The sequence below is a fragment of the Rhizobium sp. BR 249 genome (genome assembly GCF_047445895.1).
Taxonomy (GTDB): Bacteria; Pseudomonadota; Alphaproteobacteria; order Rhizobiales; family Rhizobiaceae; genus Rhizobium.
This window is the reverse complement of sequence record NZ_JARWKX010000001.1, coordinates 442,542-466,825: the sequence shown is the minus strand read 5'-3', so window position 1 is coordinate 466,825 and position 24,284 is coordinate 442,542. Positions and strand designations below refer to the sequence as shown.

General features: G+C 61.8%; 24 protein-coding genes and 1 tRNA gene. 10 read left to right on the top strand and 15 right to left on the bottom strand.

Annotated elements, in window-relative coordinates:
• Positions 1-102: 102 nt before the first annotated feature.
• Entirely contained in the window at positions 103-750 is a 648-nt protein-coding gene (gene cmk / locus QD408_RS02365) for a (d)CMP kinase (RefSeq protein WP_414138210.1), read from the bottom strand.
• A 340-nt stretch (positions 751-1,090) separates the two neighbouring features.
• On the opposite strand from cmk, the gene QD408_RS02360 reads away from it, so the two are divergent.
• Together QD408_RS02360 and QD408_RS02355 are read left to right on the top strand one after the other, a co-directional pair.
• On the top strand, positions 1,091-1,471 hold the full coding sequence (locus QD408_RS02360; RefSeq protein ID WP_088683128.1) for a TIGR02300 family protein: 381 nt from the start codon (positions 1,091-1,093) through the stop codon (positions 1,469-1,471).
• Positions 1,472-1,620: 149 nt separating this feature from the next.
• A tRNA-Ala gene (locus tag QD408_RS02355) sits at positions 1,621-1,696 on the top strand.
• Positions 1,697-1,966: 270 nt separating this feature from the next.
• Here the strand turns inward: QD408_RS02355 and QD408_RS02350 are convergent.
• On the bottom strand, positions 1,967-2,719 hold the full coding sequence (locus QD408_RS02350; RefSeq protein ID WP_414138209.1) for a DUF3800 domain-containing protein: 753 nt from the start codon (positions 2,717-2,719) through the stop codon (positions 1,967-1,969).
• A gap of 487 nt (positions 2,720-3,206) precedes the next feature.
• Here QD408_RS02350 and QD408_RS02345 point away from each other — a divergent pair, with 487 nt between their 5' ends.
• Complete coding sequence (locus tag QD408_RS02345; protein ID WP_414138208.1) at positions 3,207-3,914, top strand: alpha/beta hydrolase; 708 nt, start codon at positions 3,207-3,209, stop codon at positions 3,912-3,914.
• 81 nt (positions 3,915-3,995) lie between these two features.
• Here QD408_RS02345 and QD408_RS02340 read toward each other — a convergent pair whose 3' ends face one another.
• Complete coding sequence (locus tag QD408_RS02340) at positions 3,996-5,027, bottom strand: AraC family transcriptional regulator (protein ID WP_414138207.1); 1,032 nt, start codon at positions 5,025-5,027, stop codon at positions 3,996-3,998.
• Between the two features lie 238 nt (positions 5,028-5,265).
• Between QD408_RS02340 and QD408_RS02335 the strand changes: the two genes are divergently transcribed.
• Entirely contained in the window at positions 5,266-6,417 is a 1,152-nt protein-coding gene (locus QD408_RS02335; RefSeq protein ID WP_088683109.1) for an ROK family transcriptional regulator, read from the top strand.
• Positions 6,418-6,431: 14 nt separating this feature from the next.
• On the opposite strand, the gene QD408_RS02330 is transcribed toward QD408_RS02335, so the two are convergent.
• From QD408_RS02330 to QD408_RS02320, 3 genes are all read right to left on the bottom strand, one after another.
• Positions 6,432-6,791, bottom strand: coding sequence for a carboxymuconolactone decarboxylase family protein (locus QD408_RS02330; protein ID WP_245313582.1), 360 nt, complete (start codon positions 6,789-6,791; stop codon positions 6,432-6,434).
• A gap of 199 nt (positions 6,792-6,990) precedes the next feature.
• Positions 6,991-7,533 carry a YbhB/YbcL family Raf kinase inhibitor-like protein gene (locus QD408_RS02325; protein ID WP_414138206.1) on the bottom strand — a complete coding sequence of 181 codons (543 nt, stop codon included), beginning with the start codon at positions 7,531-7,533 and terminating at the stop codon, positions 6,991-6,993.
• 38 nt (positions 7,534-7,571) lie between these two features.
• On the bottom strand, positions 7,572-8,423 hold the full coding sequence (locus tag QD408_RS02320) for a helix-turn-helix transcriptional regulator (RefSeq protein WP_414138237.1): 852 nt from the start codon (positions 8,421-8,423) through the stop codon (positions 7,572-7,574).
• 205 nt (positions 8,424-8,628) lie between these two features.
• Here QD408_RS02320 and QD408_RS02315 point away from each other — a divergent pair, with 205 nt between their 5' ends.
• The gene (locus tag QD408_RS02315) at positions 8,629-9,351 is read left to right on the top strand and encodes a YoaK family protein (RefSeq protein WP_414138205.1); all 723 of its coding nucleotides are present in this window, start codon (positions 8,629-8,631) and stop codon (positions 9,349-9,351) included.
• A gap of 93 nt (positions 9,352-9,444) precedes the next feature.
• Entirely contained in the window at positions 9,445-10,233 is a 789-nt protein-coding gene (locus QD408_RS02310; RefSeq protein WP_414138204.1) for a YdcF family protein, read from the top strand.
• A gap of 1 nt (position 10,234) precedes the next feature.
• Here the strand turns inward: QD408_RS02310 and QD408_RS02305 are convergent, their stop codons facing one another.
• Positions 10,235-10,708, bottom strand: coding sequence for a hypothetical protein (locus QD408_RS02305; protein ID WP_414138203.1), 474 nt, complete (start codon positions 10,706-10,708; stop codon positions 10,235-10,237).
• A 171-nt stretch (positions 10,709-10,879) separates the two neighbouring features.
• Here QD408_RS02305 and QD408_RS02300 point away from each other — a divergent pair, with 171 nt between their 5' ends.
• On the top strand, positions 10,880-11,515 hold the full coding sequence (locus tag QD408_RS02300) for a trimeric intracellular cation channel family protein (protein WP_088683116.1): 636 nt from the start codon (positions 10,880-10,882) through the stop codon (positions 11,513-11,515).
• Positions 11,516-11,527: 12 nt separating this feature from the next.
• On the opposite strand, the gene irrA is transcribed toward QD408_RS02300, so the two are convergent.
• The gene (gene irrA, locus QD408_RS02295; RefSeq protein ID WP_088683129.1) at positions 11,528-11,947 is read right to left on the bottom strand and encodes an iron response transcriptional regulator IrrA; all 420 of its coding nucleotides are present in this window, start codon (positions 11,945-11,947) and stop codon (positions 11,528-11,530) included.
• Positions 11,948-12,247: 300 nt separating this feature from the next.
• On the opposite strand from irrA, the gene fabA reads away from it, so the two are divergent.
• The 3 genes from fabA to fabI are packed head-to-tail and all read left to right on the top strand — an operon-like array spanning position 12,248 to position 14,852.
• Complete coding sequence (gene fabA / locus QD408_RS02290; protein ID WP_088683117.1) at positions 12,248-12,763, top strand: 3-hydroxyacyl-[acyl-carrier-protein] dehydratase FabA; 516 nt, start codon at positions 12,248-12,250, stop codon at positions 12,761-12,763.
• 45 nt (positions 12,764-12,808) lie between these two features.
• Positions 12,809-14,041 carry a beta-ketoacyl-ACP synthase I gene (gene fabB / locus QD408_RS02285; protein WP_088683118.1) on the top strand — a complete coding sequence of 411 codons (1,233 nt, stop codon included), beginning with the start codon at positions 12,809-12,811 and terminating at the stop codon, positions 14,039-14,041.
• A gap of 4 nt (positions 14,042-14,045) precedes the next feature.
• A complete protein-coding gene (fabI, locus tag QD408_RS02280) occupies positions 14,046-14,852 on the top strand; it encodes an enoyl-ACP reductase FabI (protein WP_414138202.1) in 807 nt (268 codons plus the stop codon).
• A gap of 92 nt (positions 14,853-14,944) precedes the next feature.
• Here the strand turns inward: fabI and QD408_RS02275 are convergent, their stop codons facing one another.
• The 7 genes from QD408_RS02275 to infB form a co-directional block, all read right to left on the bottom strand.
• Positions 14,945-15,961 carry a class I SAM-dependent methyltransferase gene (locus tag QD408_RS02275; RefSeq protein WP_414138201.1) on the bottom strand — a complete coding sequence of 339 codons (1,017 nt, stop codon included), beginning with the start codon at positions 15,959-15,961 and terminating at the stop codon, positions 14,945-14,947.
• A gap of 123 nt (positions 15,962-16,084) precedes the next feature.
• Positions 16,085-18,223, bottom strand: coding sequence for a polyribonucleotide nucleotidyltransferase (pnp, locus tag QD408_RS02270; RefSeq protein ID WP_414138200.1), 2,139 nt, complete (start codon positions 18,221-18,223; stop codon positions 16,085-16,087).
• 371 nt (positions 18,224-18,594) lie between these two features.
• Entirely contained in the window at positions 18,595-18,864 is a 270-nt protein-coding gene (gene rpsO, locus QD408_RS02265) for a 30S ribosomal protein S15 (RefSeq protein ID WP_009997779.1), read from the bottom strand.
• Positions 18,865-19,014: 150 nt separating this feature from the next.
• Positions 19,015-19,866, bottom strand: a complete 852-nt coding sequence (locus QD408_RS02260; RefSeq protein ID WP_414138199.1) for an alpha/beta fold hydrolase — start codon at positions 19,864-19,866, stop codon at positions 19,015-19,017.
• A 100-nt stretch (positions 19,867-19,966) separates the two neighbouring features.
• Positions 19,967-20,899 (bottom strand): tRNA pseudouridine(55) synthase TruB, encoded by a 933-nt coding sequence (truB, locus tag QD408_RS02255; protein WP_414138198.1) that lies wholly within the window; start codon positions 20,897-20,899, stop codon positions 19,967-19,969.
• Positions 20,900-20,911: 12 nt separating this feature from the next.
• Positions 20,912-21,316, bottom strand: a complete 405-nt coding sequence (rbfA, locus tag QD408_RS02250) for a 30S ribosome-binding factor RbfA (RefSeq protein WP_088683123.1) — start codon at positions 21,314-21,316, stop codon at positions 20,912-20,914.
• A 150-nt stretch (positions 21,317-21,466) separates the two neighbouring features.
• Positions 21,467-24,223 (bottom strand): translation initiation factor IF-2, encoded by a 2,757-nt coding sequence (gene infB, locus QD408_RS02245; protein ID WP_414138197.1) that lies wholly within the window; start codon positions 24,221-24,223, stop codon positions 21,467-21,469.
• Positions 24,224-24,284: the final 61 nt, after the last annotated feature.

The window sequence follows — 24,284 nt, the reverse complement described above, 5'->3', positions numbered from 1 at the left end:
ACCCAGTCCGCCCTCTTTCACGAAGGCAATCCGGCGCTTGGACGGAATTTCAGGCTTGCTTTGCATGAGCGTCCCGCGCACGAAGCGCGGAAAACCGCTTATTTAGGCATTTCGGCTCAAGGCGGCGTCGATGATCGACTTAGCGGCTTGAAACGCGGCCTCTATACTCATTTCCGACGTATCAAGCAAGTGCGCATCATCGGCTGGTTTCAAAGGGCTGTCGGCCCGCCCCATGTCCCGTTCGTCGCGTCGCTTGACGTCTTCGAAGATCGCATCGAAATCCGCCGTCCCCCCCTTGCCGAGGATCTCGTCGTAGCGGCGTCTGGCACGCACCTCCGGCGACGCCGTCACATAGAGCTTCACCGGCGCATCGGGGCAGACGACCGTGCCGATATCGCGTCCGTCGAGCACCGTTCCCGGCGTCTTTGCCGCAAAACGCCGCTGCGCTTCGACCAGCGCCCGGCGCACCGGCGGCATCACCGCGATCTTCGAGGCGGCTTCGCCGATCTCGTGCTTGGACAGCATATCGCGATCCAGCCCCGCCAATTCAACCTCCCGCGCGATCTTTTCCGCCACCGCCTCGTCGTCGAACGGCAGGCCGGCATCGAGCATCGCCTTGGCGGTGGCGCGATAGGTCAGGCCGGTATCGAGGTGATGAAAGCCGTACTGCTCGGCGATGCGGCGCGACAGCGTGCCCTTGCCGGCGGCTGCCGGCCCGTCGATGGCGATGGTGAAAGTCTTCGGTGTCATGCGATCAATCCCTGCGGCGGCTGGTCCGGGCGGTGGCGGGCTTTGGCCGGGACCGAGCGACATTCCAGCAATCCTCTGTAAATGCGGCGTATTTCCCGTCAACCATGACCTGGTCGGCGGCAATCTCGGCGCGGATTCTACCGCTGCCGCGGCTCGTTAACATGAACGTGTCGGCCGGTCATCCGCCGGCATGCGAAAAACCAGCGGCGCCGATCATAAAGTTTGGCTTTGACATGGGAAGCCGCAGCGATTAAGGGGACCGGCTTATAAATTCCGATGGAAAGCCGGCTTGAACGGCATTTGCCGAATCTTGGGTTCGGCCATTCTCACGAGGCTTATAGTGGCGAAAGCGGAACTTGGAACCAAGCGTACCGATCCGGAAACCGGCAAGAAATTCTACGATCTGAACCGGGATCCGATCGTCTCCCCTTATACCGGCAAGTCCTATCCTCTCTCCTTCTTCGAGGAAACCTCGGCGATCGCCGACGTTGCCGAGGAAGACGAGGTTGCGGAAGTCGATACCGAAAACACCGAAGTCGAACTGGTTTCGCTCGAGGACGCCGAGGATGGCGCGAGCGGCGACGACATCCCCGACATGGGCGATGACGACGTCGAAATCGAAGGCGATGACGACGACACCTTCCTCGAAGCCGACGAAGACGACGATGACGACGACATGAGCGACATCATCGGCGTGACCGGCGACGAAGACGAAGTCTGACGGCTGCATTTCGGCCCGGACGATAAAAATTCTCCCGGGCCGATTTTTTAGGCTTGCCATCTGCGAAAACCGCAAGTAATAAGCCGCCACTCCAGAGGAAACGCCCTCCGGAATATCCCAGGACCGGCCCACGCCGGACCACCCTTGATGGGGCTATAGCTCAGCTGGGAGAGCGCTTGCATGGCATGCAAGAGGTCAGCGGTTCGATCCCGCTTAGCTCCACCAAATCTCCCTCCGTTCCTTATTTCCCCACGATAACAATAAGATATTGGTAGGTGTGCTCGCGACAGGTACCCAAAGGAAGTACCCACTCGCCTTTAACCTGCAATGCGGAGCCTTTCGAATCGGCCTTGGAGAAAAATGATTCACCATACGCCAGCATAGAGCCGCAGTTTGGAATGCGATTCCTTGAAGGGTCAACCTTTCATGAGTACATATACGATGCGCTCGGGAGCCTGACATCTATGGCGTCGAGACTACTGTCTCGCCCGGCGTCTACTTTCTTTCTAGCCCAGCCCTGAAGCGGTCACGCGGGTGGTGCACGATGCCGTGACCAGATACGGTGCCGTCTGGCTTAGCCCTAATCCGAGGCTTGATAATCTTCGCAAGGTCCCCATCCTTCGTGGAGTACGCCCGGTGGATTGCTCCTGCCACAAAGTCAGCCAACTGGATTCCTATCGAGTGACATGAGTCCTGTAAGAGAAGACCCTCGATCAGCTTACTATAACCCGATACGTTGATTCCAGATTTCGCAATTAGTGTGTCATGGTGTGCTCGCAGGAGTCGGTCGTCATCACGTCCCCGATGATCTGCGATGATGATCCCTACGCTCTTGCCGTCTTGAAGAAAATACTGGAAGCGCTCAGTCAGTGGCTTGTATGCGAAATGATACAGTTCTCGTTGACTGCTCACCGAGGCATATTCAAACGCCGCCCCAATGTCTGTCACGCAGGCGATTATGGTAAGTGGGCTCTTCGCGATGATCCCCGCCAGTTCTAGGCTCAGCGCCTTCCTTTCCTCTGCGCTTTTGCCAAGCATGGGGTTATCGGACGAGGAGTTGTGGGGAGAGAAATAGCGCCACTTCAGTTCGCCCCTCAGCTTATGCCGAATGGCGAAGCCTCGGACGGCCTTGGCTATTCCGCTCCAGTCTTCGTCTCTGATGATAACAGCGCCCAGCGTGAAGTACGGCTGGTTAGGATTTGGCTTTGATGGCGGAGTTCCGCTTTCATCGATAAAGCATAGATGCATCTAACGCTTCGCCCGACTCAACAATCAACGCATTTTGGAGCTAGCGCCGCATCGAGTCCAGCCGTAGTGAGGGTGAACGGACAGTCACTCACCTAAGCACATCAAAGCGGCGGCGCGTCAAACCCTCGGTCACGGTCTCTCAAGGCCACGACCTTCTGGATGCTGCTGGGTTCCGGTGGAGTTGCGCCGTGTTCTGCGTCAGCTAATAGCTTTTCGATGCGCCCAATCGTTGTCTCCGCGTGCGGATAAAGGCCAGCAGCCGTGCTCCGCCACTCGTGCAGCTTCATGAGCCCAGCCTCCCAGTCCGTCCATGTGCTGGCGTTCTGTATCATCGGCTTGTAGCTCTCAGCCATGGCTTGAAGCTGCTTAGTCTCAGAAAGCATCTTCGCCAACCCCTCTCGGCAGCTGCGGATGACTTCAGGGTATTCGGGAAATGCCGCCGCGAGTCGTCGCTCAATGCCCGGCGTTGTGGAACTAAGGAGCTGGATTGTGCGCATGCATTCGGCATACGCCGCCCGGTTACAGCGACGCTTCCAAGCCTCTTCCGGTCGTCTATCTCTATCACGGCTTCGGCGACACGGTCGGCTCCTGGGTCGAGCAGGGCCGGGCGCCGCAGATCCTCGACAATCTTCTGGCGGAGCAGAAAATCGAGCCGATGATCGTCGTCATTCCGGACACCGAAACCGATGTGCCCGGTGCGATTCCCGAGGATTTCCCCGGCGCCGACCGTCGGAAGAATTTCTATCCCAAAAACGCTGAAGCCGCGGATCGCGAGCTTGTCGAAGACCTCATTCCCTACATGGAAAAACATTATCGGGTGCGCAACGATGCGGACGGGCGCGCGGTCGCGGGACTGTCGCAGGGCGGATATCAGGCGCTCGTTTCCGGTCTTTCACACCTCGGCACCTTCGGATGGATCGCGACATTCAGCGGGGTCAGCACGACCACGGTGCCGAACGAGGCGGTCGAGGCTGCGCTGAACGATCCCGACAGGATCAACAAGGCGCTGCGCGGCTTTACCGTGACGGTGGGAACGAAGGATCAGGTCACCGGCACTGATATAGCCGGCCTCAAGGCGATACTGGACGAAAGGAAGATCGCCCACGACTACCAGGACTATCCCGACCTCCAGCACGAAATGGATGTCTGGCGGCCGTCGCTGATAGCCTTCCTGGAGAAAGCCTTCAAGAAATAGAGGGGCTCGCTCGGCGCAACCTCAGGAGTGGCATGAAACAGGCGCGTCGCAGGAATCACGTTCGTTGCGACGCGCTGGAATTCATGCCGTCGCGCCAAAGCTCACGGCAGCCCGCAGACGCGTATCTCTGGGGCTTTCCCCAAAAGCGCTGCGGTAGATCGCTGAAAACCGACCCGGATGAAAGAAGCCCCAGGTCGTACAGATGTCACGCAGGGTTTGCTGGTTCAGGGGATCGCGCAGCTGGTCGTGAACGGCTTTCAGCCGGATCGTGCGCAGGTAGGCGCCTGGCGAGGTTCCCCGGAAGGTCTTGAAGCCGGTTTGCAGCGCGCGCAGTGAAATTCCGACGTCGTCGGCCACCATCGACATGGTGAAAGGCTCGGCGATGTTGGCGTGCATGTAATCGATCGCGCGTCGGACATGCCATGGGGCAACCGCGGATACTTTCTTCCTCTCGAAATGACCGGAAAGACGGTGCTGGGCGAAGCGGATCACCAGATCGGCCAGCGCCTCGCTCATCGTCGACAAGGCAAGCGGGGAGGAAAGGAGCGGCCCGCCATTGCGCATGCCCTGTATGATCGTCTGCGTCAGGTTGCCGATGAGCCGGCCTGCCGGGGTTGTGAGGTCCACGACGGGCTCGAGGTCGAGCGATTCGAGGGTCGGCGTTTCCAGGAGCGAAAACAGCGTCCGCCTCATCACCTTCCAATCTAGGAAAAGCACGTCCGAGCAATGCGGACCATGGACCACCCGATCGTCGGCCTCATGATTGTTGGCCATGAGAAGCCGCCCCGGTCCGCCGTTGACGCTCTTCTTGCCAACGGTCAGTTCAATGGATCCCGCGTGGGGAATGAAAAATGCAAGATGCTGCGGGCTCTCGTCGAGCGTCCGGATTTTCCAGGATGTCGGATAGACCGAGTGAAGCGATGTCAGCGGCCCGCCGGCTCTCAAGTCCCCCGCCCAGTTGAAGGCTCGCTCGTCACCCAGCGGCTTCGCACCGAAGACTCCGTAACTCGACGTGAAGGCCTGCACCATCGATTCGAAGTCGCTGCCTTCATGGGTCGGCACGAAGCCGTAGTCACGCTCGCGCCGCGAACTATTAGATCTTAACCATACCATACAGCTCGGCTCTTTCCGTTTTCCACAACCCGCCGGTCCAAACGCCCTCTTCTATCTCGGGCGGCATGGTTATATCCTTCCCTTCCAACGCTCAGAATCAGTCTCCCTTTCTCTTCCCCAAATGCTCATCCCGGCTGGCTCGGCCAATCTTGATGCGACAGGCAGGACCTCGGTTTGGCAGAAGCAAAGCACTTCCGACGAGTTTCACACCCCCAGTGTAAATCAAAATGATCCGAAAATGAAGTACGTCCCTCTAGACCATGTCGCACCGCATTTCCTGCGGGACGCTCAGCCTTTGCGGGTGGCCTCCCGCAATGAGCGGGATCTTTTGCGACTGATCTGGAAATCGCCCGGCATCGAACGCTCCGACCTGACCGAGCCGCTCGATCTCACCCAGCAATCGCTGCACAGGATCGTCGGACGGCTCCATGATCGGGGAATGCTCGTCTTGTCGCCATCGGAAAGCCGGCGCCCCGGGCCGCCGAGCCCGGAGCTCTCGCTCTGCAGGGATTGGTGCCTGACGCTCGGCATCTCCGTGAACGTCGGTTCGATCGGCCTCTGCCTCATGGGGTTCGGAGAACCTCTGGAGAATATGGAAATTGCCCAGTCGGGATCGTCGCTGGCCCTGGAGATGGAGCGGATCGAAGCGGCGGTCGAAGACCTTCTCGCCCGCCGCGGCGCCAAACGGCGCGACATTCTCGGCGTCGGTCTCGCGGTCGCCGGCCACCGCATGCTGGAAACGGCCTTCAATTGCCCGCTGCCGCTCGCGCATTGGTCATTGATCGATCTCGCGCCTCTGCTCGGAGAGCAGCTCGGTTTGCCGGTCTGGGCAGACAATGTGGCCAGGACCGCGGCTTTGGCGGAGGCGATTTTCGGTGTCGGCCGCGATGTCGCGGATTTCGCCTATATCGCTCATCTTCACGGATATGGCGGCGGCCTCGTTTCCGGCGGCATGCCGTTTCGCGGCAGCTTCGGCAATGCCGGCGAATATTCCGTTCTGTTCGGGCGTCAGGACTATGACGACCGTCCCGCGCTCAGCGTCTTGCTTCGCGACCTCCATGCCAGGGGCCGTCCCGATTTGACGCTGAAGGATCTGAAAAACGAAAATCTGGTGGAGTGGGACGGCGTTGCCGAGTGGGTCGACCGCGTCACGCCTGCGCACAACCGCACCATCAACGCGATCTGCGCGGTCTTCGACCCGGCATTGATCGTTCTTGGCGGCGAGCTTCCGCATTCGCTGGCAAGGATGCTCATCGAAAGGACCGAATTCAACAACTTGCCTCGCCACGGCGCGTTGCGCGATGTCCCGCGGCTGGCCGTGGCGGAGGTCATCGATGCGCCCGGTGCGATCGGCGCGGCCCTGATCCCCCTGTTCGAGACCGTTTTGTAGCGAGGCGGTGGTGCTCACCGCTCGGCGGTGATCGCCCCTTCGGCAATAAGAACCTCATGGGCGGCCTTGAAGGCCTCCAATCCGGCCGGGATTCCGGAATAGACGGTGGCGTGGAGAAGAATTTCCTTTATCTCCTCGACGCTCACGCCGTTTTGGAGTGCTCCCTTGACGTGCAGCTTCAGTTCCGAAGGTTTCGAGAGCGCCGTCAGCATCGCGAGATTGAGCATGGAGCGGGTCTTGCGGTCCAAGCCCTCGCGGGTCCAGGTGGAGCCCCAGCACCATTCCGTCGTCAGTCGCTGGAAGGCCATCATGAAGTCGTCGGCCCTCTCCATGCTTCTGTCGACATATTCGGCGCCGAGCACGGCGCGGCGCATTTCCAAACCCTTTTCGAAAAGCTCGTTTTCAGCCACGTTATTCTCCTGGATCGAGAGGTTTCGGAGGGGCAGGTTCAGTGGGGCGACGAGATAGTCAAGGAAAAACATCCGGGATCCGGCGGGCTTTAACTGCCGACGGCTCTATGCGGCGCATCTGGCCGAGGCGAGCCGCCTCGGCCAATAACAGGCGGGGCCAGTCTCAGCGGCCGTAGGTGACCTCGAGCGACGCTTTAGCGAGCGTATTGGCCCTGACATAGAAGCCGACCATGGCGCCAGGCGCCGTATCCGGCAGGGGAAGCTTGTCCACCGACAGAGCGTAGACGGTGAACTGATAATGGTGCGGCGCATCGCCGGCCGGCGGGCATGCGCCGCCATAGCCCGAGACGCCGAAGTCGGTGCGGCCTTCCACGGCGCCGTCCGGAAGCTTCTTGTCGCCGCTTGCGCCGGTGGCGATCTTCGAGGCGTTTGCCGGAATGTTGAACACCGACCAGTGCCACCAGCCCGAGCCAGTGGGAGCATCCGGATCGTAGGCCATGATGGCGAAGCTCTTGGTGCCCTCGGGAGCGCCGGACCAGGCGAGATCGGGCGAAACGTTCTTGCCCGAGCAGCCGAAGCCGCTGAAGACCTGCGCGTCGGCCATCGGCTTGCCCTGGGTCAAATCGGCGGAGGTGAGCTTCATTTCCGCCTGTGCGGCGGTGGCGCCGAGAAGGGACGTGGCGAGAAGTGCTGTTACGAAACGCATTTTGCTTTCCTGCGGTTGATGACGCCGCAGAGCTATCGTCACCGGGAAAGCACGTCTGCCCCGCTATGCTCAACTTCTGTCCCGATCCGCTCAAACGGCTCCGATCCGTTGCGCACATGGCGCGGACTGACGCCAAACCGCTCCTTGAACCGCGCCGCGAACTGGGATGGCGAGTCGTATCCGACTTCGAGCGCAACCTGCGCCATGGACAGCGTGGTCGTTTGAACGAGGGCAAGCGCCCGGTTCATCCTTGTATCGCTCAGGATTTCGCTGAAGCCGGTATTCTCTGCCGACAGCCTGCGCCTGAGCGTCGCTTCGCTCATGTTGAACGCGTGCGCCGCATGCCTGAGCGTCCAGCCGAAGGCCGGATCTGTTTCGATCATCTGCCTCAGCCGGTCCTCGAGCCGGGGGCTCCGGCTTTGGCCGAGCACCGCGCCTGACAGCGCAAACCAGGTGACGAGCTCCATCAGTCGGGCCTTGGCGATGGCGACGGGAAGCCTGTCCAGATTGCCGGGCTGACAGCAATAGTCGAACAAATCAGCCGCTTCCGCAGGCATGCCGGAAGCGCGCGCGGGAAGAGGTATCGATGGCACGGCAATCGTGCCCATGCGGGCATAGGCATCCTCGAACACTTGCCGGGGAACGGGAAGGGCGACGGTCTGATACTGCTGCGGCGCCTTTGGAATGTTGTCCATCGTCAGAGGCTGATAATCCGGCAGCAGCCCATAGGCGCCCGCCTCGAGCCGCAAAGGCTCGTCGTTCGCGGCGACGAGCTTCGTTCCCGATTGCACCTGTATCAGCAAGGGGCTCGTATTGACGAGGCGATAGAAACAGGCCCGTCCGCCCTGTCGGATTAAGGCTCCGGTTGGAATGGGAAAATCCTGCTCCATGCTTTCCCCCGCGATACGATGATGGCTCATAAGCTCCGTCTGCCAGATCGCGAGACCGAAGCCAAGATGGCGAAGACCACAAGGGTTGTTCCGGCGATCCGTGTAGAATCTTTCCTGTCAGTCCGCTCACCTTTGCCAATTCCTCAATGAGAGGATTTATCCTTGTCGGCGAATCTCAGCGATTCGGCTTCAGGACCATCAGCCAATGACCAGAGCAAGACGCCGCCGCATCATCCGTACCCGACGAACCGTAACCGGGGTCGCCCTCGTCGGAGCGATCTCCTTTCTTGCCGGCATGACGGATGCGACCGGTCTTCTGCTGACCGGCGATTTCGTCTCCTTCATGACGGGCAATACGACGCGGGCAGCGCTGGCCTTGAGCGACGGCAATCTGCATCACGCGGCGGTGCTGGTCTCGGCCATCCTCGTTTTCGTGCTCGGCAATGCGGCGGGCATCGTCGTTTCCCATGTCTCGCAGCGCCGTATTTTCGTGGTGCTCGGCTGCGTCGGCCTCGTTCTGGCGCTCGCTTCGATGCTGACCATGCGGGACATGCTGATGGTGCGGTTCTACATGATCGTTTTCGCCATGGGCATGGTGAATGCCGCCGTCGAGCATATCGAAGGCCTGCCGATCGGCCTGACCTATGTGACCGGCGCGCTGTCGCGGTTCGGCCGCGGCATCGGCCGCTGGATCATCGGCGACCGCCGCCTCGAATGGACGATCCAGATCGTGCCCTGGGGCGGCATGGTCCTCGGCGCGGTCAGCGGCGCCGTCCTGACCAGGCTGGTGGGCGCGCATGCGCTGTGGCTGGTTTCCCTCTTCGCCATGGCGCTGGCGCTTGCCGCCATGCTGATCCCGCGGCCGCTGCAGCGGCGCTTCAACCATAAGATCGCGCCGCATCGCTCGGCCGCCCCGCATGCGAAATAGAACCGTCGCATTCCTGTTACCGTCGAATCGGATAGGAAGGGCCGCTGCCCATCCGCTGCACGCTTTTGCGCGACATGCTTTAAGGAGTAGGTCTTGTTCGTCATTTCGAAGCTTGTCTGGATTTTTGCCCAGCCGCTGTCACTGGCCTTCTTTCTCGTCTTCTTGGCCTTCGTCGCCGGCCTTCTGCGCTGGCGCAGACTAAGCATCCTCGGTGCGATGGCTTCGGCCCTCATCCTCTTCGTCACGCTCTACACCACGGCCGGCAACCTTATGATGCAGGGTCTCGAGGAACGGTTTCCGAGGCCCGCCGGCGATCCGGATAGCCTGCAATGCATGATCGTGCTCGGCGGCGCTTTCGAAAACGAGGTCAACACGGCGCGCCATGGCATAGAGTTCAACGCCGCCGCCGACCGCTTCGTCGAAGCCCTGCGGCTCGCGCAGAAATTTCCGCAGTCGCGCATCCTGATCTCGGGAGGCGACGGCTCTCTCTCGGGTATCTACGAAGGCGACGCGGCGGCATCCGAGCGCTTCTTCCCGCTCTTCGGTGTCGGAAAGGATCGACTGATCGAGGAGCGGCAATCGCGCACCACCTTCGAAAACGCCGTCAACACCAAGGAATTCCTGGCGAGCCAGGGGCTTTCCAATTGCCTGCTGATCACCTCGGGGTTCCACATGCCGCGCTCCGTCGGTATTTTCCGCAAGCTCGGCATCGATATCGTGCCCTGGCCGACCGATTATCGCACCGACGGTCAGGTGAAGCTGGGCTTCGATTTCACCCAGCCGAACCTCAACGCGCAGAACGTGGCGACGGCGATCCGCGAATGGTACGGCTTGGTCGGCTATTACCTCGCCGGCCGGACTTCGGAGCTCTATCCCCGCTGAGCTACTTCTTTGAAATCGTAACGAATTTCGTGCCACGGACGCGCGCCGTCACGATGCAGGGATCGCCCTCGGTACGGTCGCAGAAACGCGGATGCATCTTCATTGCCAGCACCATGTTGCCGAAGCGCTGGACGAAGTCGTAGCCGTAGATCTGCGCCGTCGCGATCATGAAATAGCCGCCTTCGGCGACCTGCAGATAGAAGTTATAGGTGCAGCCGTCGTCGTTGCATTGCGGCCCTTTCTGCCCGTCGCAGGTCAGCTGGCCTTCGTTGACCACGGCGTCGATCAGCCCGTCATTGTTGATGTCCTGGCGGGTGATGAAGCCGTCGGCGAATTCGGCCGTCTTGCATTGCTCCTGGAAATGCTTCTTCTCGTAGATCTCCGGGTCGGAGATCAGCGATTGCTGGCCGAAGGCGGCAACGGGCATGACGAGCAGCAGGACGATGTTCAGGACGGCGAGCAGCAGCGTTTTCACGGCTTTCCTCTTTTGGATAAGGCTCCCAATGCATGTCGCCCAAAAGTGTACAGCGGTTTTGGGACAACGACATGCATCAAACAAAGACTTCAGCTTTATGGAACCGCCGCCTTGCGCCGCCCTTGCCGCCGTGGTTCTTTCGCTAAAATCTCTGCCGGTTCGGGGGACCGCATGTCTCTGCTCGTCTATCTCGATTATGCCGGCATTGCGCTGTTTGCCGCAACGGGTGCGCTCGCCGCCTCGCGCAAGCAGCTGGACCTGATCGGTTTTCTGTTTTTCGCCATGGTGACGGGAACGGGCGGCGGCACCGTGCGCGATATCGTGCTCGGCCGCGTGCCGGTCTTCTGGGTGCTGAACCCGGCCTATATCCTCGTCTGCTGCGTCATGGGCGTCATCGTTTTCTTCACCGCCCATCTGCTGGAATCGCGCTACCGCCTGCTGATCTGGCTGGATGCGATCGGCCTTGCCGCCTATTGCGTGCTCGGCGCCGCAAAGGGCCTCGCCGCCACCGGCTCGCCGACCATCGCGATCGTCACCGGCACGCTGACGGCGACTTTCGGCGGCATCCTTCGCGATCTGATGGCGAACGAGCCCTCGGTGCTGCTGAGGCCGGAAATCTATGTGACGGCGGCGCTGATCGGCGCCAGCGTCTTCACGCTCGCCAATGCGCTGGAAATGCAGCTCTATCTGGCATCCGCCTGCGGCGTCGCGGCGGCCTTTGCAGTGCGCGGCGGAGCCCTGTGGTTCGGCTGGACCTTCCCGACCTACAAGCACAAGCCCGGCCGGCATCCTGATGATGTCATGTGAGGCGGCTGTGTGTCAGCCTTGCTTCGCCCGCAGGCGGATCACCACGTCGACATGGGCGATCTCCATGCCGTCGGGCGGTTCCGGCAAATTGCCGATCGTCAGGTTGCTGACGGGAATATCGAGGACCTCGTTATGACCCTCGATGAAGAAATGGTGATGATCGGAAACATTGGTGTCGAAATAGGTCTTGGCGCTCTCGACCGCGAGAACGCGGATGAGGCCGGCTTCCGTGAACTGGTGCAGCGTGTTGTAGACGGTCGCCAGTGAAACCGGCACGCCGGCGGCAACCGCCTCCTCATGCAGTTCCTCGACGGTCAAATGCCGGTCGCCCTTGGCAAACAGGAGGTCGCCGAGCGCGACACGCTGGCGGGTGGGGCGCAGGCCCGCGCCGCGCAGCCTTACCTCTATTGCGATCGGGGGTGCACCCGTCATCAAGACCAACTCCGGTTATTCCTGCATAAAGCAATCAGGTTTCTCTTAGCGGTATAACTTTTGAACCGCGGCCTTTCAATAGTTCAATGGGGACAAGAGCCTGATAAACGCGGCAAAAACGGGCTTCTGACGCAAATAGGTCTGGTCGCGGCCCTAGCCTTCCTGTATGCGACCACCAAATATAGGCGAGAGCCTGGTCCGGTGCCATGAATGAAGCTGCCTTGCTCGTGCTTCATTTTCTGAAGAACTTGGACTACACGTTCACATCCATCGGCTTCACGCGGGGGGAAAAGAAACTTTATGACCACCAGACAGTCCAGCTTCTCGTACGAAGAACTCATCGCCTGCGCACATGGCGAGCTGTTCGGCCCCGGCAATGCGCAGCTGCCCCTGCCGCCCATGCTGATGGTTCACCGCATCACGGAGATTTCCGAAACGGGCGGTGCCTTCGACAAGGGTTATCTCAGAGCCGAATACGACGTACGTCCCGACGACTGGTATTTCCCCTGCCATTTCGAAGGCAACCCGATCATGCCGGGCTGCCTCGGCCTTGACGGCATGTGGCAGTTGACCGGCTTCTTCCTGGGCTGGCTCGGCGAGCAAGGCCGCGGCATGGCGCTTTCGACAGGCGAAGTGAAGTTCAAGGGCATGGTGCGCCCGCACACGAAGCTGATCGAATACGGCATCGACTTCAAGCGCGTCATGCGCGGCCGCCTGGTGCTCGGCACCGCCGACGGCTGGCTGAAGGCGGACGGCGAAACCATTTATCAGGCGGCCGACCTTCGCGTCGGCCTATCGAAAGAAAAGACGGCCTGAACCGCATTTTCAAGCGGCTGACGAAAACAACAAAGGTTTGATCAGATGAGACGGGTAGTTGTTACGGGTCTGGGTATCGTGTCCTCGATCGGAAACGACGCGGCCGAGGTCACCGAATCCTTGCGGCAGGCAAAGTCGGGTATTTCCTTCTCCAGCGATTTCGCCGAACACGGCTTCAAGTGCCAGGTTTGGGGCAGCCCCAAGCTGGGTGCTGCGGAACTGGCCGAACTGGTCGATCGCCGCGCCATGCGCTTCCTGTCGCAGGGCGGCGCCTGGAACCATGTGGCCATGAAACAGGCGCTTGCCGATTCCGGCCTGGAAGAGAAGGATTACGCTCAGAACGAGCGCGCCGGCATCATCATGGGCTCGGGGGGACCCTCCACCCGCACGCTCATCGAGGCTGCCGATATCACCGTGAAGAACAACAGCCCGAAGCGCATCGGCCCCTTCGCCGTGCCGAAGGCGATGTCCTCCACCGCATCCGCCACACTCGCCACCTGGTTCAAGATTCACGGCGTCAACTATTCGATCTCGTCGGCCTGCTCGACCTCGGCCCATTGCATCGGCAATGCCGCCGAAATGATCCAGTGGGGCAAGCAGGACCTGATGTTTGCCGGCGGCCACGAGGATCTCGACTGGACCATGTCCAATCTCTTCGACGCCATGGGCGCCATGTCCTCCAAGTACAACGACACGCCCGACAGCGCTTCGCGCGCTTATGACGCCAACCGTGACGGCTTCGTCATCGCCGGCGGCGCCGGCGTGCTGGTGCTCGAGGAGCTGGAGCGCGCCAAGGCGCGCGGCGCCAAGATCTATGCCGAAATCGTCGGCTACGGCGCAACCTCGGATGGCTACGACATGGTCGCGCCCTCGGGCGAAGGCGCCATCCGCTGCATGCGTCAGGCTCTTGCTACCGTGAAGGGTGACGTCGATTACATCAACACCCACGGCACCTCGACGCCGGTCGGCGACAGCAAGGAAATCGGTGCCATCCGCGAGGTCTTCGGATCGAAGATCCCGCATATCCAGTCGACCAAGTCGCTGACGGGCCATTCGCTCGGCGCTGCCGGCGTGCAGGAATCGATCTATTCCCTGCTGATGATGCAGCAAGGCTTCATCGGCGAAAGCGCCCATATCACCGAACTCGACCCGGAATTCGAAGGCGTGCCGATCGTGCGCAAGCGTATCGACGATGCGAAGATCGATATCGCTCTTTCCAACTCCTTCGGCTTCGGCGGGACGAACGCCACGCTCGTCTTCCAGCGCTATAACGGATAATAACATGACTGGAATCATGCAGGGTAAGCGCGGCCTCATCATGGGCGTCGCCAACAACCATTCGATTGCCTGGGGGATTTCGAAAGCTCTCGCCGCACAGGGCGCGGAACTCGCCTTCACCTATCAGGGCGATGCGCTCGGCAAGCGCGTCAAGCCGCTTGCCGCCGAGGTCGGCTCGGATTTCGTGCTGCCTTGCGACGTCGAGGACATTGCTTCCGTCGATACCGTTGTCGATGCGCTCGGCGAGCGCTGGGGCAAGCTCGATTTCATCGTCCATGCCATCGGCTTCTCCGACAAGAATGAACTGAAGGGCCTTTACGCCGATACGACGCGCGAGAATTTCAGCCGCACCATGGTCATTTCCTGTTTCTCCTTCACGGAGATCGCCAAGCGCTGCGCTCCGCTGATGGAAGACGGCGGCGCGATGCTGACCCTGACCTATAACGGCTCGACGCGCGTCATCCCGAATTACAACGTGATGGGCGTCGCCAAGGCGGCGCTCGAGGCTTCGGTGCGCTATCTCGCCGCCGATTACGGCCCGCGCGGCATCCGCGTCAACGGCATTTCCGCCGGCCCGATCCGCACGCTTGCCGGCGCCGGCATTTCGGATGCGCGCGCCATCCTCTCCTGGAACCAGCGCAACGCGCCGCTGCGCAAGACCGTGACCATCGACCAGGTCGGCGGTTCGGCGCTCTACCTGCTCTCCGACCTCTCCGCCGGCGTCACCGGCGAAATCCACTTCGTCGATGCCGGCTTCAACATCACTTCGATGCCGACGCTGGATACGCTGCGCAAGGCGGACGTGGAGTAAAGACTGTCCAGTTGAAACTCGAAGGCCGTGCGCAGATGATGCGCACGGCCTTTTTATTTCCATCGATGAGAAATCGGTGCAAGGCCTAAGCCTTACTTCTTCGCCCAGAGCACCTTGAAGCGTGCATTGCGGCAGGTTTCGCCGCTTTCTCGGAAATTTGCCGTCAGAACCGGCTCGTAGGGCAGCCCGCGATTGGCGACGAGCATCAGGCGGCCGCCGCCGCGAAGGGCGGATGCGGCGGCTTTGATCATCGCCTGGCCGAGCGAAGGTTCGGCCGCATGACCCTCGTGGAAGGGCGGGTTCATGATGACGAGGTCGTATTTGTCCTTGACCGGCTCGCCCGCCAGATCGTGCCAGAAGAAGCGCGCAGGCGCGTTCGGGCAGTTCTCCGCCAGATTGTCCCTGGCGGCCTCCAGGGCCGCGTGGTTGGCCTCATAGAGGTCAAGGCGGGCCAGTCCGCGCGATCTCTGCGCCATCTCGACGGAGAGATAGCCCCAGCCCGCGCCGAAATCGGCGACGTCGCCGGTGAAATCCTGCGGCAGGCGCGACGCGAGCAGTTCCGATCCGGCATCGATCCGGTCATGCGAGAACATGCCGGCGCTCGCATGGAAGCGCTCGTCGACGCGCACCGGCGCCTTCACCAGCTTGGAGGCGATGTCTCCAGCTTCTGCCGGCCGGCCGAACCAGAAGGCGACGCCGTGATATTTCGGCATGTGATCGATGGCGAGGCCGAAACCTTCCATACGCTTGCGCAGCGGCTGGATGCCGTCTTCCTTGGAGCCGGCGACGACGATCAGGCCGCCGGCCCGCGTGCGGGTGATCGCGGCGGCGATGTTAGCCTCGTTCTCGCCCTTGTGTTTGGTACAGAGCACCAGGGCGGCGTCATAGTCTTCGCCGTCGATCTCAGGTGTCGCTTCGATCCGCTGCGCCAGCAGCTGCCGATAGAGAGGACGGAAGCCCTGGACGGCGCTGAGCGAGGCGGCGAAGCCCTCCGGCAGTGCGAAGCCTGCCTCGGCGCCGAGGAAGAGCACGCGCTCGCCCTCGCCGGGCGCCTGGACTGTGCCGCTGGCAAAGGGATGGAACAGGGTCTTCAGCGTCTCGCGGCTCATGGATCTCGTCTCATTTAGAATAGAAAAAGGGCGCGGAAGATTCCCGCGCCCGGAATTAAGCCGCGCATAATCCTTTCCGAAAATCGATTGCGATTGTCGAGGTTATGCGCGGGAAGAGGCGGCTTATTCGGCCGCTTCTTCCTTCTTCTTCTCGTTCGGGATCTCCTGGCCGGTGGCCTGGTCGACGACCTTCATCGACAGGCGAACCTTGCCGCGTTCGTCGAAGCCGAGCAGCTTGACCCAGACCTTGTCGCCTTCCTTGACAACGTCCTGCGTCTTGGCAACGCGCTCGGAAGCGAGCTGAGAGATATGGACGAGGCCGTCGCGGGCACCGAAGAAGTTGACAAAGGCGCCGAAGTCGGCGGTCTTGACGACAGTGCCTTCGTAGATCTGGCCGATTTCAGGCTCGGCGACGATCGAGTGGATCCACTTGCGGGCCGCTTCGATCTCCTTGCCGGAAGAGGAGGCGATCTTGACGGTGCCGTCGTCTTCGATGTTGATCTTCGCGCCGGTCTTTTCGACGATTTCGCGGATGACCTTGCCGCCGGAGCCGATGACTTCACGGATCTTGTCGACCGGGATGTTCATGACTTCGATGCGCGGAGCGAATTCGCCGAGCTGGCCGCGGCTTTCGGTGATGGCCTTGGCCATTTCGCCGAGGATGTGGGCGCGACCACCCTTGGCCTGGCCGAGAGCGACCTTCATGATCTCTTCGGTGATGCCGGCGATCTTGATGTCCATCTGCAGCGAGGTGATGCCGTCGGCGGTGCCTGCGACCTTGAAGTCCATGTCGCCGAGATGATCTTCGTCACCGAGAATATCGGAGAGGACGGCGAAGCGTTCGCCTTCGAGGATCAGGCCCATGGCGATACCGGCAACCGGCTTTGCGAGCGGGACACCTGCATCCATCAGCGCCAGCGACGTGCCGCAGACGGTTGCCATCGAGGACGAGCCGTTGGATTCGGTGATCTCGGAAACGACGCGCAGCGTGTAGGGGAACTGCTCGGCCGACGGCAGCATCGGACGGATCGCACGCCATGCGAGCTTGCCGTGGCCGATCTCGCGGCGGCCCGGGGAGCCCATGCGGCCGGTTTCACCAACCGAGAAGGGAGGGAAGTTGTAATGGAGCAGGAAGCGCTCCTTGTACATGCCGGTCAGGCTGTCGACATACTGCTCGTCTTCGCCGGTGCCGAGCGTGGCAACCACGATCGCCTGCGTTTCGCCGCGCGTGAAGAGCGCCGAACCGTGCGTGCGCGGCAGAAGGCCGACTTCCGAAACGATCGGGCGAACGGTTTCAAGGTCGCGGCCGTCGATGCGGCTCTTGGTGTCGAGGATGTTCCAGCGGACGATCTTGGCCTGCAGGTGCTTGAAGATCGCGCCGACTTCTTCGGCCGTATACTTGGCTTCGCCTTCCTCGGGGAGGAAATGCGCCTTGACCTTTGCCTTGACGGCGTCGACGGCGGCGTAGCGGTCGGCCTTCTGGGTGATCTTGTAGGCTTCGCGGAGTTCGGCTTCGAAATGCTTCAGCATCTCGCCTTCGAGCTCGGAATAGTCTTCCGGCTGGAAGTCGCGCGGCTCCTTGGCGGCGACTTCGGCGAGCTTGATGATCGCGTCGAGCACCGGTTGGAAGCCCTTGTGGCCGAACATGACGGCGCCGAGCATGACGTCTTCGGGCAGTTCCTTGGCTTCGGACTCGACCATCAGCACGGCGTCGTAGGTGCCGGCGACGACGAGGTCGAGGCTCGACTCGTCCATCTCGTCGAGATGCGGGTTGAGAACATATTCGCCGTTGATGTAGCCGACGCGTGCGCCGCCGACCGGGCCCATGAAGGGAACGCCGGAAAGCGTCAGCGCCGCCGAAGAGGCGATCATGGACAGGATATCGGGATTGTTCTCGAGGTCGTGCTGGACGACGGTGACGACGACCTGCGTGTCGTTCTTGTAGCCTTCCGGGAAGAGCGGGCGGATCGGGCGGTCGATCAGGCGGGAAACGAGGGTCTCGTTTTCGCTCGGACGGCCTTCACGCTTGAAATAGCCGCCGGGGATTTTGCCGGCTGCGTAGGTCTTTTCCTGGTAGTTGACGGTGAGCGGAAAGAAGTCCTGGCCGGGCTTCGGCGCCTTGGCCGAGACGACGGTGGCGAGAACGACGGTCTCGCCGTAGGTGGCGAGAACCGCGCCGTCGGCCTGACGGGCGATCTTGCCGGTTTCGAGCTTCAGTGGGCGGCCGGCCCACTCGATTTCCACTGTATGTGTATCGAACATGTCTTGTCCTTTAATGCGGGAGCACGCGCCGTCGCCGATATCGAGGCGCAGCGCACAGTCGACCGCAATCAATGTGACGTATCACGGGCAAGACAACGGGAGGCTTTTCGTTCCAGGTCTCTCGGGACCTGCAGTTTCCCGGGAAAAACTGGCGTTTCCTTGGGAAAACCGGGCCAAAGCCTCGAGAAGCTCTGGCCGAAAGCATCCGGCAATCCTGCCCCATGACAGGTCAGCGGTTGGTTTGGCAGAACCGGCCCATCCGGGTCCGCCGGTCGTTCCACCGCTTGAGATAGGGCGCGGCCGGAACATTTCATCGGAACATCGTCCCGAAACAGATCCGGCGGACGCTCGAAAGCGCCCGCCGGACAATCTTAGCGGCGGATACCCAGGCTGTTGATCAGCTTGGAATAACGGCCTTCATCCTTCTTCTTGAGGTAATCAAGAAGCGAGCGGCGGCTCGAAACCATCGTCAGCAGGCCACGGCGGGAATGGTTATCCTTCTTGTGGTCCTTGAAGTGTTCGGTCAGGTTGTTGATGCGTTCGGTCAGGATCGCGACCTGAACCTCAGGAGAACCGGTGTCGCCTTCGGCGGTTGCGTATTCCTTGATCAGCGCAGCCTTGCGCTCAGCAGTAATCGACATCGGATGATCCTTTCTATGAGAGGAGATGAAGTCGCCAAAAGCCGGGATGCCGTCCAGCTTTGGCCGTGAATGCGAGCAGGCGGACCTGACGCTGGCGCTGCCTATAAACCAAATAAGCACCGATGGAAAGAGGGAGTCGTTCCTGGCGGTTCAACGGCCCGCCATGGCATCCCGGATCATTCCGTCATAGCCCTCCGGATCCTGCAGCATGGCGAAATGGCTGGTATTCCTAAGGATTACGAGTTTGGCGCCCGGAATCTGTTTTGCCATCATTTCCGTATGGTCGAGTTTGACGGCTTCATCGTGATCGCCGATCGCAAGCGTGACAGGAACCGTGATCCTTCCAAGATCGGCGGCCGTCCAGGCCGGCTGGGTCTCCCACATGTGGGAGATCTGGGTGACGAAGGCGTCGTACTCGTTCGGGGTCGGCGAAAGCTTCCGGTACTGATCGCCGGCGACATCGATGTAGGCTTTGAAGGTCTTGTTTTCCATGACGTCGGCCTTGACGCCGTCGGTCGTGACGTTTGCCGCCTGGGCAATGACGCGGGTCAGCTTCTCCGGATGTTTCATCGCCATGTCGATGCCGATGATGCCGCCGTCCGACCATCCCACAAGCGTCACCTTGCCGATCTTCAGATGGTCGAGAAGGGCGGCGTAATCCGAGGTCATCAGATCGTAGCCGAAAGGCTGCTGGCTGCGCGTCGAGCGGCCATGACCGCGGCTGTCGGCGACGATGACCAGATGATCCCTGGCGAAATCGGCGATCTGGTGACCCCAGACGTCGGCATTTCCAAGGCCGCCATGGATGAAGAGGATCGGCTCGCCCTCACCATATTCGGCGTAGTACATCTTGATGTCGTTCACATCGGCCACGCCGCTCACCTTTGGCGCGGGCATCGAAGGAAAGGCCGGAAGCTCGGCCCAGCGCTCGGCGGATCGAGCGCCGGCAGCGGTCAGGATCATCGAAAAGAACGTCAGCATTGCGAAAGCGGTTGCGCGCATGGTCATCCCCTTGTCGGGCCGCCATGGCCCCTCGGGCCGTTATGGCCCGAAAGGAAGATATCGCATCGCTACCGCCTGACAATCGTCAGTGGCAACGGACTCAGGCGAAAACCCTTTTCGGGCGAAATTCGCCCTGGCCGATTTCGCCGATCGCGATCAGCCTGCCGCGTGCCGTCGCATAGGCTTCGCTTTCGGCAATCGGCGCATCGCGGCCGCGCACCAGGATCGGATTGCCCATCTTCAGCCGGTGCGCCTGGTCGTCGTTGATGACGAGATGGGGCAGGGCGGACAACGCTTCGCAGGTGTCGATCAGCAGCGCGTCGAGGGCGGCGAGTCGTTCATCCATATCCTCGATCGCTTCCAGCGCCACGAGGTCCGCGAGCGGCACCATGGCTTCTTCCGCGAAGGGCGCGACGAAGGTGCGCCGCAGCCCCGAAATATGGCCGTAGCAGCCGAGTTCGCGGCCAAAATCACGGGCCAGCGCCCGGACATAAGTTCCCTTGCCGCATTCCACTTCGAAATGCGCGGTATTGGCGTCCGGGCAGGCAAGCAGGGTCAAGCGGAAAATCTCGACTTCGCGCGAGGGGATCTCGACGGCTTCGCCTTCGCGCGCCAGGTCGTAGGCGCGTTCACCCGCTATCTTGATGGCGGAAAACTGCGGCGGAACCTGGCTGATGGTGCCGATATATTTGGGCAGGATATCGCGGATCTGCTGTTCGCTCGGGCGCTCGTCCGAACTTTCAGTGACCTCGCCTTCGAGGTCGTCCGTCGCGCGCTCTTCGCCCCAGCTCACCGTGAACTCATAGATCTTGCGGCCGTCCATCACATAGGGAACGGTCTTCGTCGCATCGCCGAGCGCGATCGGCAGCATGCCGGAGGCGAGCGGATCGAGCGTGCCGGCATGACCGGCCTTCTGCGCCTTGTAGAGCCACTTGATCTTGGAAACGGCTTCGGTCGAGCCGAAATCCACCGGCTTGTCGAGGATCAGCCAGCCGGAAATCGGCCGGCCCTTGGGTTTGCGTGGTTTGGACATCAGTCTCTTCTGTTATTTCTCTTCATCATCGCCGTCGAGGTCGCGGCTCACCTCGGGCGAACGCAGCAGCTCGTCGATCTTCTTGTAGTTGTCGAAGCTGGTATCATCGCGGAAGCGCACTTCCGGCATGTATTTCATCTGCCGAAGCTGCGGCCCGAGTCTGCCGCGGATGAACTTGGCATGGCGGTTCAACGCGTCGATGACGATGCTGTGGTCGGAAACGCCGAGCGGCGTCACGTAAGCCGTGGCGATCTTCAGATCGGGCGACATGCGCACTTCCGAGATCGAGATCACGGTCGCCTCGATGACGTCGTCGCGCACCTCGCCGCGCTGCAGCACCTGGGTGATCGCAGCGCGAACCTGTTCGCCAACGCGCAGCATGCGCTGCGAAGGCGCGGAAGAAGTTGGTCTGGTCATTGTTATCTCTATTTGCCGATGCGGCTGGGAATCGAACCCGTCAAAGGAGAGCGTCCATGACTCTTTTGGCCGAAAAGGTCAAGCCGGCAGGTGCAAAAGCCATCCGCCGGGTGGCGGATGGCTTTTGCAAAGCTGCTGTGACGCCTGGGATCAGAGCGTACGCGTGATATGTTCGACGCGGAAGCACTCGATGACGTCGCCGACGCGCATGTCTTCGTAGTTCTCGAAGGCCATGCCGCATTCCTGGCCCATCGGCACTTCGGAGACTTCGTCCTTGAAGCGCTTGAGCGTCTTGAGCTTGCCTTCGTGAACGACGACGTCGTTGCGGATGAGGCGGACGCCCGCTCCACGCTCGACCTTGCCTTCGACGACGCGGCAACCGGCGACCTTGCCGACCTTGGTGATGTTGAACACTTCCAGGATCTCGGCATTGCCGATGAAGGTTTCGCGGCGTTCCGGAGACAGGAGGCCGGACATCGCTGCCTTCACGTCATCCACGAGATCGTAGATGATGTTGTAGTAGCGGATATCGAGGCCCTGGCGCTCGGCGAACTGACGTGCCTGCGCATTTGCACGAACGTTGAAGCCGATGATGGCCGCGTTCGAAGCTTCGGCGAGCGAAATATCCGTCTCGGTGATGCCGCCGGCGCCCGAATGGACGATGCGGGCACGAACCTCGTCGGTGCCGAGCTTTTCCAGCGCGCCGGCAATGGCTTCGATCGAGCCCTGCACGTCGCCCTTGATGACGAGCGGGAACTCCTTGATGCCGTTGCTCTGCATCTGCGTCATCATCTGTTCCAGCGAGCCGCGCTGTCCCGACTGACGGGCAGCCGCCTTGTCGCGGGCAAGCCGCTGACGGTATTCCGAGATTTCGCGGGCGCGGCTTTCGCTTTCGACGACGGCGAACTTGTCGCCGGCCTGCGGCGTTCCGGAAAGACCGAGAAGCTCGACCGGGGTCGCGGGACCGGCTTCCTTCACATGATCGCCCTTGTCGGTCACGAGCGCGCGCACGCGGCCCCAGACGTCGCCGGCGACGATGATCTGGCCGGGACGTAGCGTGCCCTTCTGGACGAGTACGGTCGCGACCGAGCCGCGGCCGCGGTCGAGCTGGGCTTCGATGACCGTGCCCTCTGCCGTCCGGTTCGGGTTGGCCTTGAGGTCGAGAATTTCCGCCTGCAGCAGGATCGCCTCGAGCAGCTTGTCGATGTTTTTGCCTGTCTTGGCCGAAACCTCGACGTCGAGCACTTCACCGCCCATGGATTCCACGAAGACTTCGTGCTGCAGCAGCTGGTTGCGGACCTTCTGCGCATCCGCCTCGTGCTTGTCGATCTTGTTGATCGCCACGATGATCGGAACACCGGCCGCCTTGGCGTGGTTGATCGATTCGATCGTCTGCGGCATCACGCTGTCGTCGGCCGCGACCACGAGGATCGCGATGTCGGTCGCCTGCGCGCCGCGGGCACGCATCGCCGTGAAGGCGGCGTGGCCGGGGGTGTCGATGAAGGTGATCTTCTGGCCGTTCTGCTCCACCTGATAGGCGCCGATATGCTGCGTGATGCCACCGGCTTCGCCGGCGACCACGTTGGCATGGCGGATAGCGTCGAGCAGCGAGGTCTTGCCGTGGTCGACGTGGCCCATGATGGTGACGACGGGCGGGCGCGAAACCAGTTCGCCCTCTTCGTCGGACACATTGAAGATGCCGAGTTCGACGTCGGATTCCGACACGCGCTTGACCGTATGGCCGAATTCGCCGGCGATGAGTTCGGCAAGGTCGGCGTCGATGACGTCGCCCGGCTTCATCATCTGGCCTTCCTTCATCAGGTACTTGATGACGTCGACGGCGCGTTCGGACATGCGCTGCGACAGTTCCTGAATGGTGATGGTCTCAGGCAGAACGACTTCGCGGGAGATCTTCTCGCGGGTTTCCTGCATCTGGCTGCGGCGGAACTTCTCCTGCCGGCGGCGCATTGCCGAAAGCGAACGGCTGCGGCCGGCGTCCTCACCGTCGACGTCGGCGGTGGTGATCGTCAACTTGCCGCGGCGGCGCTCGTCATCCGTCTTCGGACGCGTCGTTACCGGCTTTGCGGGCTCGGGACGGACGACACGGCCACGGGCCGGACCGCCGCGCGCGGCACCCCGATCGTCGTCGCCATCGTCATCGCGGCGGCCACGGACGCCGGCCGGTGCGGCAGCACCAGGGGCCGGACGGGCGCCGGCAGGCGCTGCGCCATCAGGCCGGCGGGCAGCCGGAGCCGATGATGCCGGACGCGGTGTGTTCGGACGGGCTTCGGCCACTGCTGGGGCCGGTGCGGCCGCGGCGGCTGCCGGTTCGGCGACAGCGGGTGCCTCCGCCTGGCGGGCAGCCTCTTCGGCGGCCCTGCGGGCGGCTTCTTCTGCTTCAGCCGCCTTGCGGATAGCCTCTTCGGCGGCGCGGCGCTTTTCTTCCTCGGCGCGGCGGATCGCATCCTGGGCGTCACGCGCCTGGGATTCGGCGAGCGCGCGGCGGCGGGCGTCCATCTCTTCCGGCGACAGGTGGTTCAGCACGACAGGGCGCGGACGATCGTTCGAGCGCGGCTGCTGATAGGACTGCTGCTGCGGACGTTGGTTGGTCTGGTTGCTGCCAGGCTGATGGACCCGCGGCGCCGGCGCCGGCTGCTGCGGACGTGCCTGTACGGGCGCGGGCGCCGGTTCGGCGGCGCGGACCGGGGCCACCGGGGCGGCAGGCGTGATCGGCTTTTCGTCTTCCGGGCGCATCGGGCGCCGCTTGCGGGTCTCGACGACGACCGCCTTGGTGCGACCGCGACCCATATCCTGGCGAACGGTGCCCTGGCTCATCCCCGATGGTTTCAGGGTAAGCGTCTTCTTGCCCGTTACGCTGAGTGTCTTGTCGTCATTGCTATCGGTCATTCGTTCCCGTTCCTTCGGACAGGGAGCGATGACTAGATCAGACCCTGTCGTTCAAATACTG

Coding starts and splice junctions, on each gene's coding strand:
- QD408_RS02320 (WP_414138237.1), bottom strand. CDS start 8,423: ATGGAGCAGGATTTTCCCATTCCAACCGGAGCCTTAATCCGACAGGGC.
- QD408_RS02275 (WP_414138201.1), bottom strand. CDS start 15,961: ATGAGCCGCGAGACGCTGAAGACCCTGTTCCATCCCTTTGCCAGCGGC.
- QD408_RS02340 (WP_414138207.1), bottom strand. CDS start 5,027: ATGGTATGGTTAAGATCTAATAGTTCGCGGCGCGAGCGTGACTACGGC.
- fabB (WP_088683118.1), top strand. CDS start 12,809: ATGAGACGGGTAGTTGTTACGGGTCTGGGTATCGTGTCCTCGATCGGA.
- QD408_RS02350 (WP_414138209.1), bottom strand. CDS start 2,719: ATGCATCTATGCTTTATCGATGAAAGCGGAACTCCGCCATCAAAGCCA.
- QD408_RS02315 (WP_414138205.1), top strand. CDS start 8,629: ATGACCAGAGCAAGACGCCGCCGCATCATCCGTACCCGACGAACCGTA.
- rbfA (WP_088683123.1), bottom strand. CDS start 21,316: ATGACCAGACCAACTTCTTCCGCGCCTTCGCAGCGCATGCTGCGCGTT.
- fabI (WP_414138202.1), top strand. CDS start 14,046: ATGACTGGAATCATGCAGGGTAAGCGCGGCCTCATCATGGGCGTCGCC.
- fabA (WP_088683117.1), top strand. CDS start 12,248: ATGACCACCAGACAGTCCAGCTTCTCGTACGAAGAACTCATCGCCTGC.
- QD408_RS02325 (WP_414138206.1), bottom strand. CDS start 7,533: ATGCGTTTCGTAACAGCACTTCTCGCCACGTCCCTTCTCGGCGCCACC.
- infB (WP_414138197.1), bottom strand. CDS start 24,223: ATGACCGATAGCAATGACGACAAGACACTCAGCGTAACGGGCAAGAAG.
- cmk (WP_414138210.1), bottom strand. CDS start 750: ATGACACCGAAGACTTTCACCATCGCCATCGACGGGCCGGCAGCCGCC.
- QD408_RS02330 (WP_245313582.1), bottom strand. CDS start 6,791: ATGCGCCGCGCCGTGCTCGGCGCCGAATATGTCGACAGAAGCATGGAG.
- QD408_RS02260 (WP_414138199.1), bottom strand. CDS start 19,866: ATGCGCGCAACCGCTTTCGCAATGCTGACGTTCTTTTCGATGATCCTG.
- QD408_RS02300 (WP_088683116.1), top strand. CDS start 10,880: ATGTCTCTGCTCGTCTATCTCGATTATGCCGGCATTGCGCTGTTTGCC.
- irrA (WP_088683129.1), bottom strand. CDS start 11,947: ATGACGGGTGCACCCCCGATCGCAATAGAGGTAAGGCTGCGCGGCGCG.
- truB (WP_414138198.1), bottom strand. CDS start 20,899: ATGTCCAAACCACGCAAACCCAAGGGCCGGCCGATTTCCGGCTGGCTG.
- pnp (WP_414138200.1), bottom strand. CDS start 18,223: ATGTTCGATACACATACAGTGGAAATCGAGTGGGCCGGCCGCCCACTG.
- QD408_RS02335 (WP_088683109.1), top strand. CDS start 5,266: ATGAAGTACGTCCCTCTAGACCATGTCGCACCGCATTTCCTGCGGGAC.
- rpsO (WP_009997779.1), bottom strand. CDS start 18,864: ATGTCGATTACTGCTGAGCGCAAGGCTGCGCTGATCAAGGAATACGCA.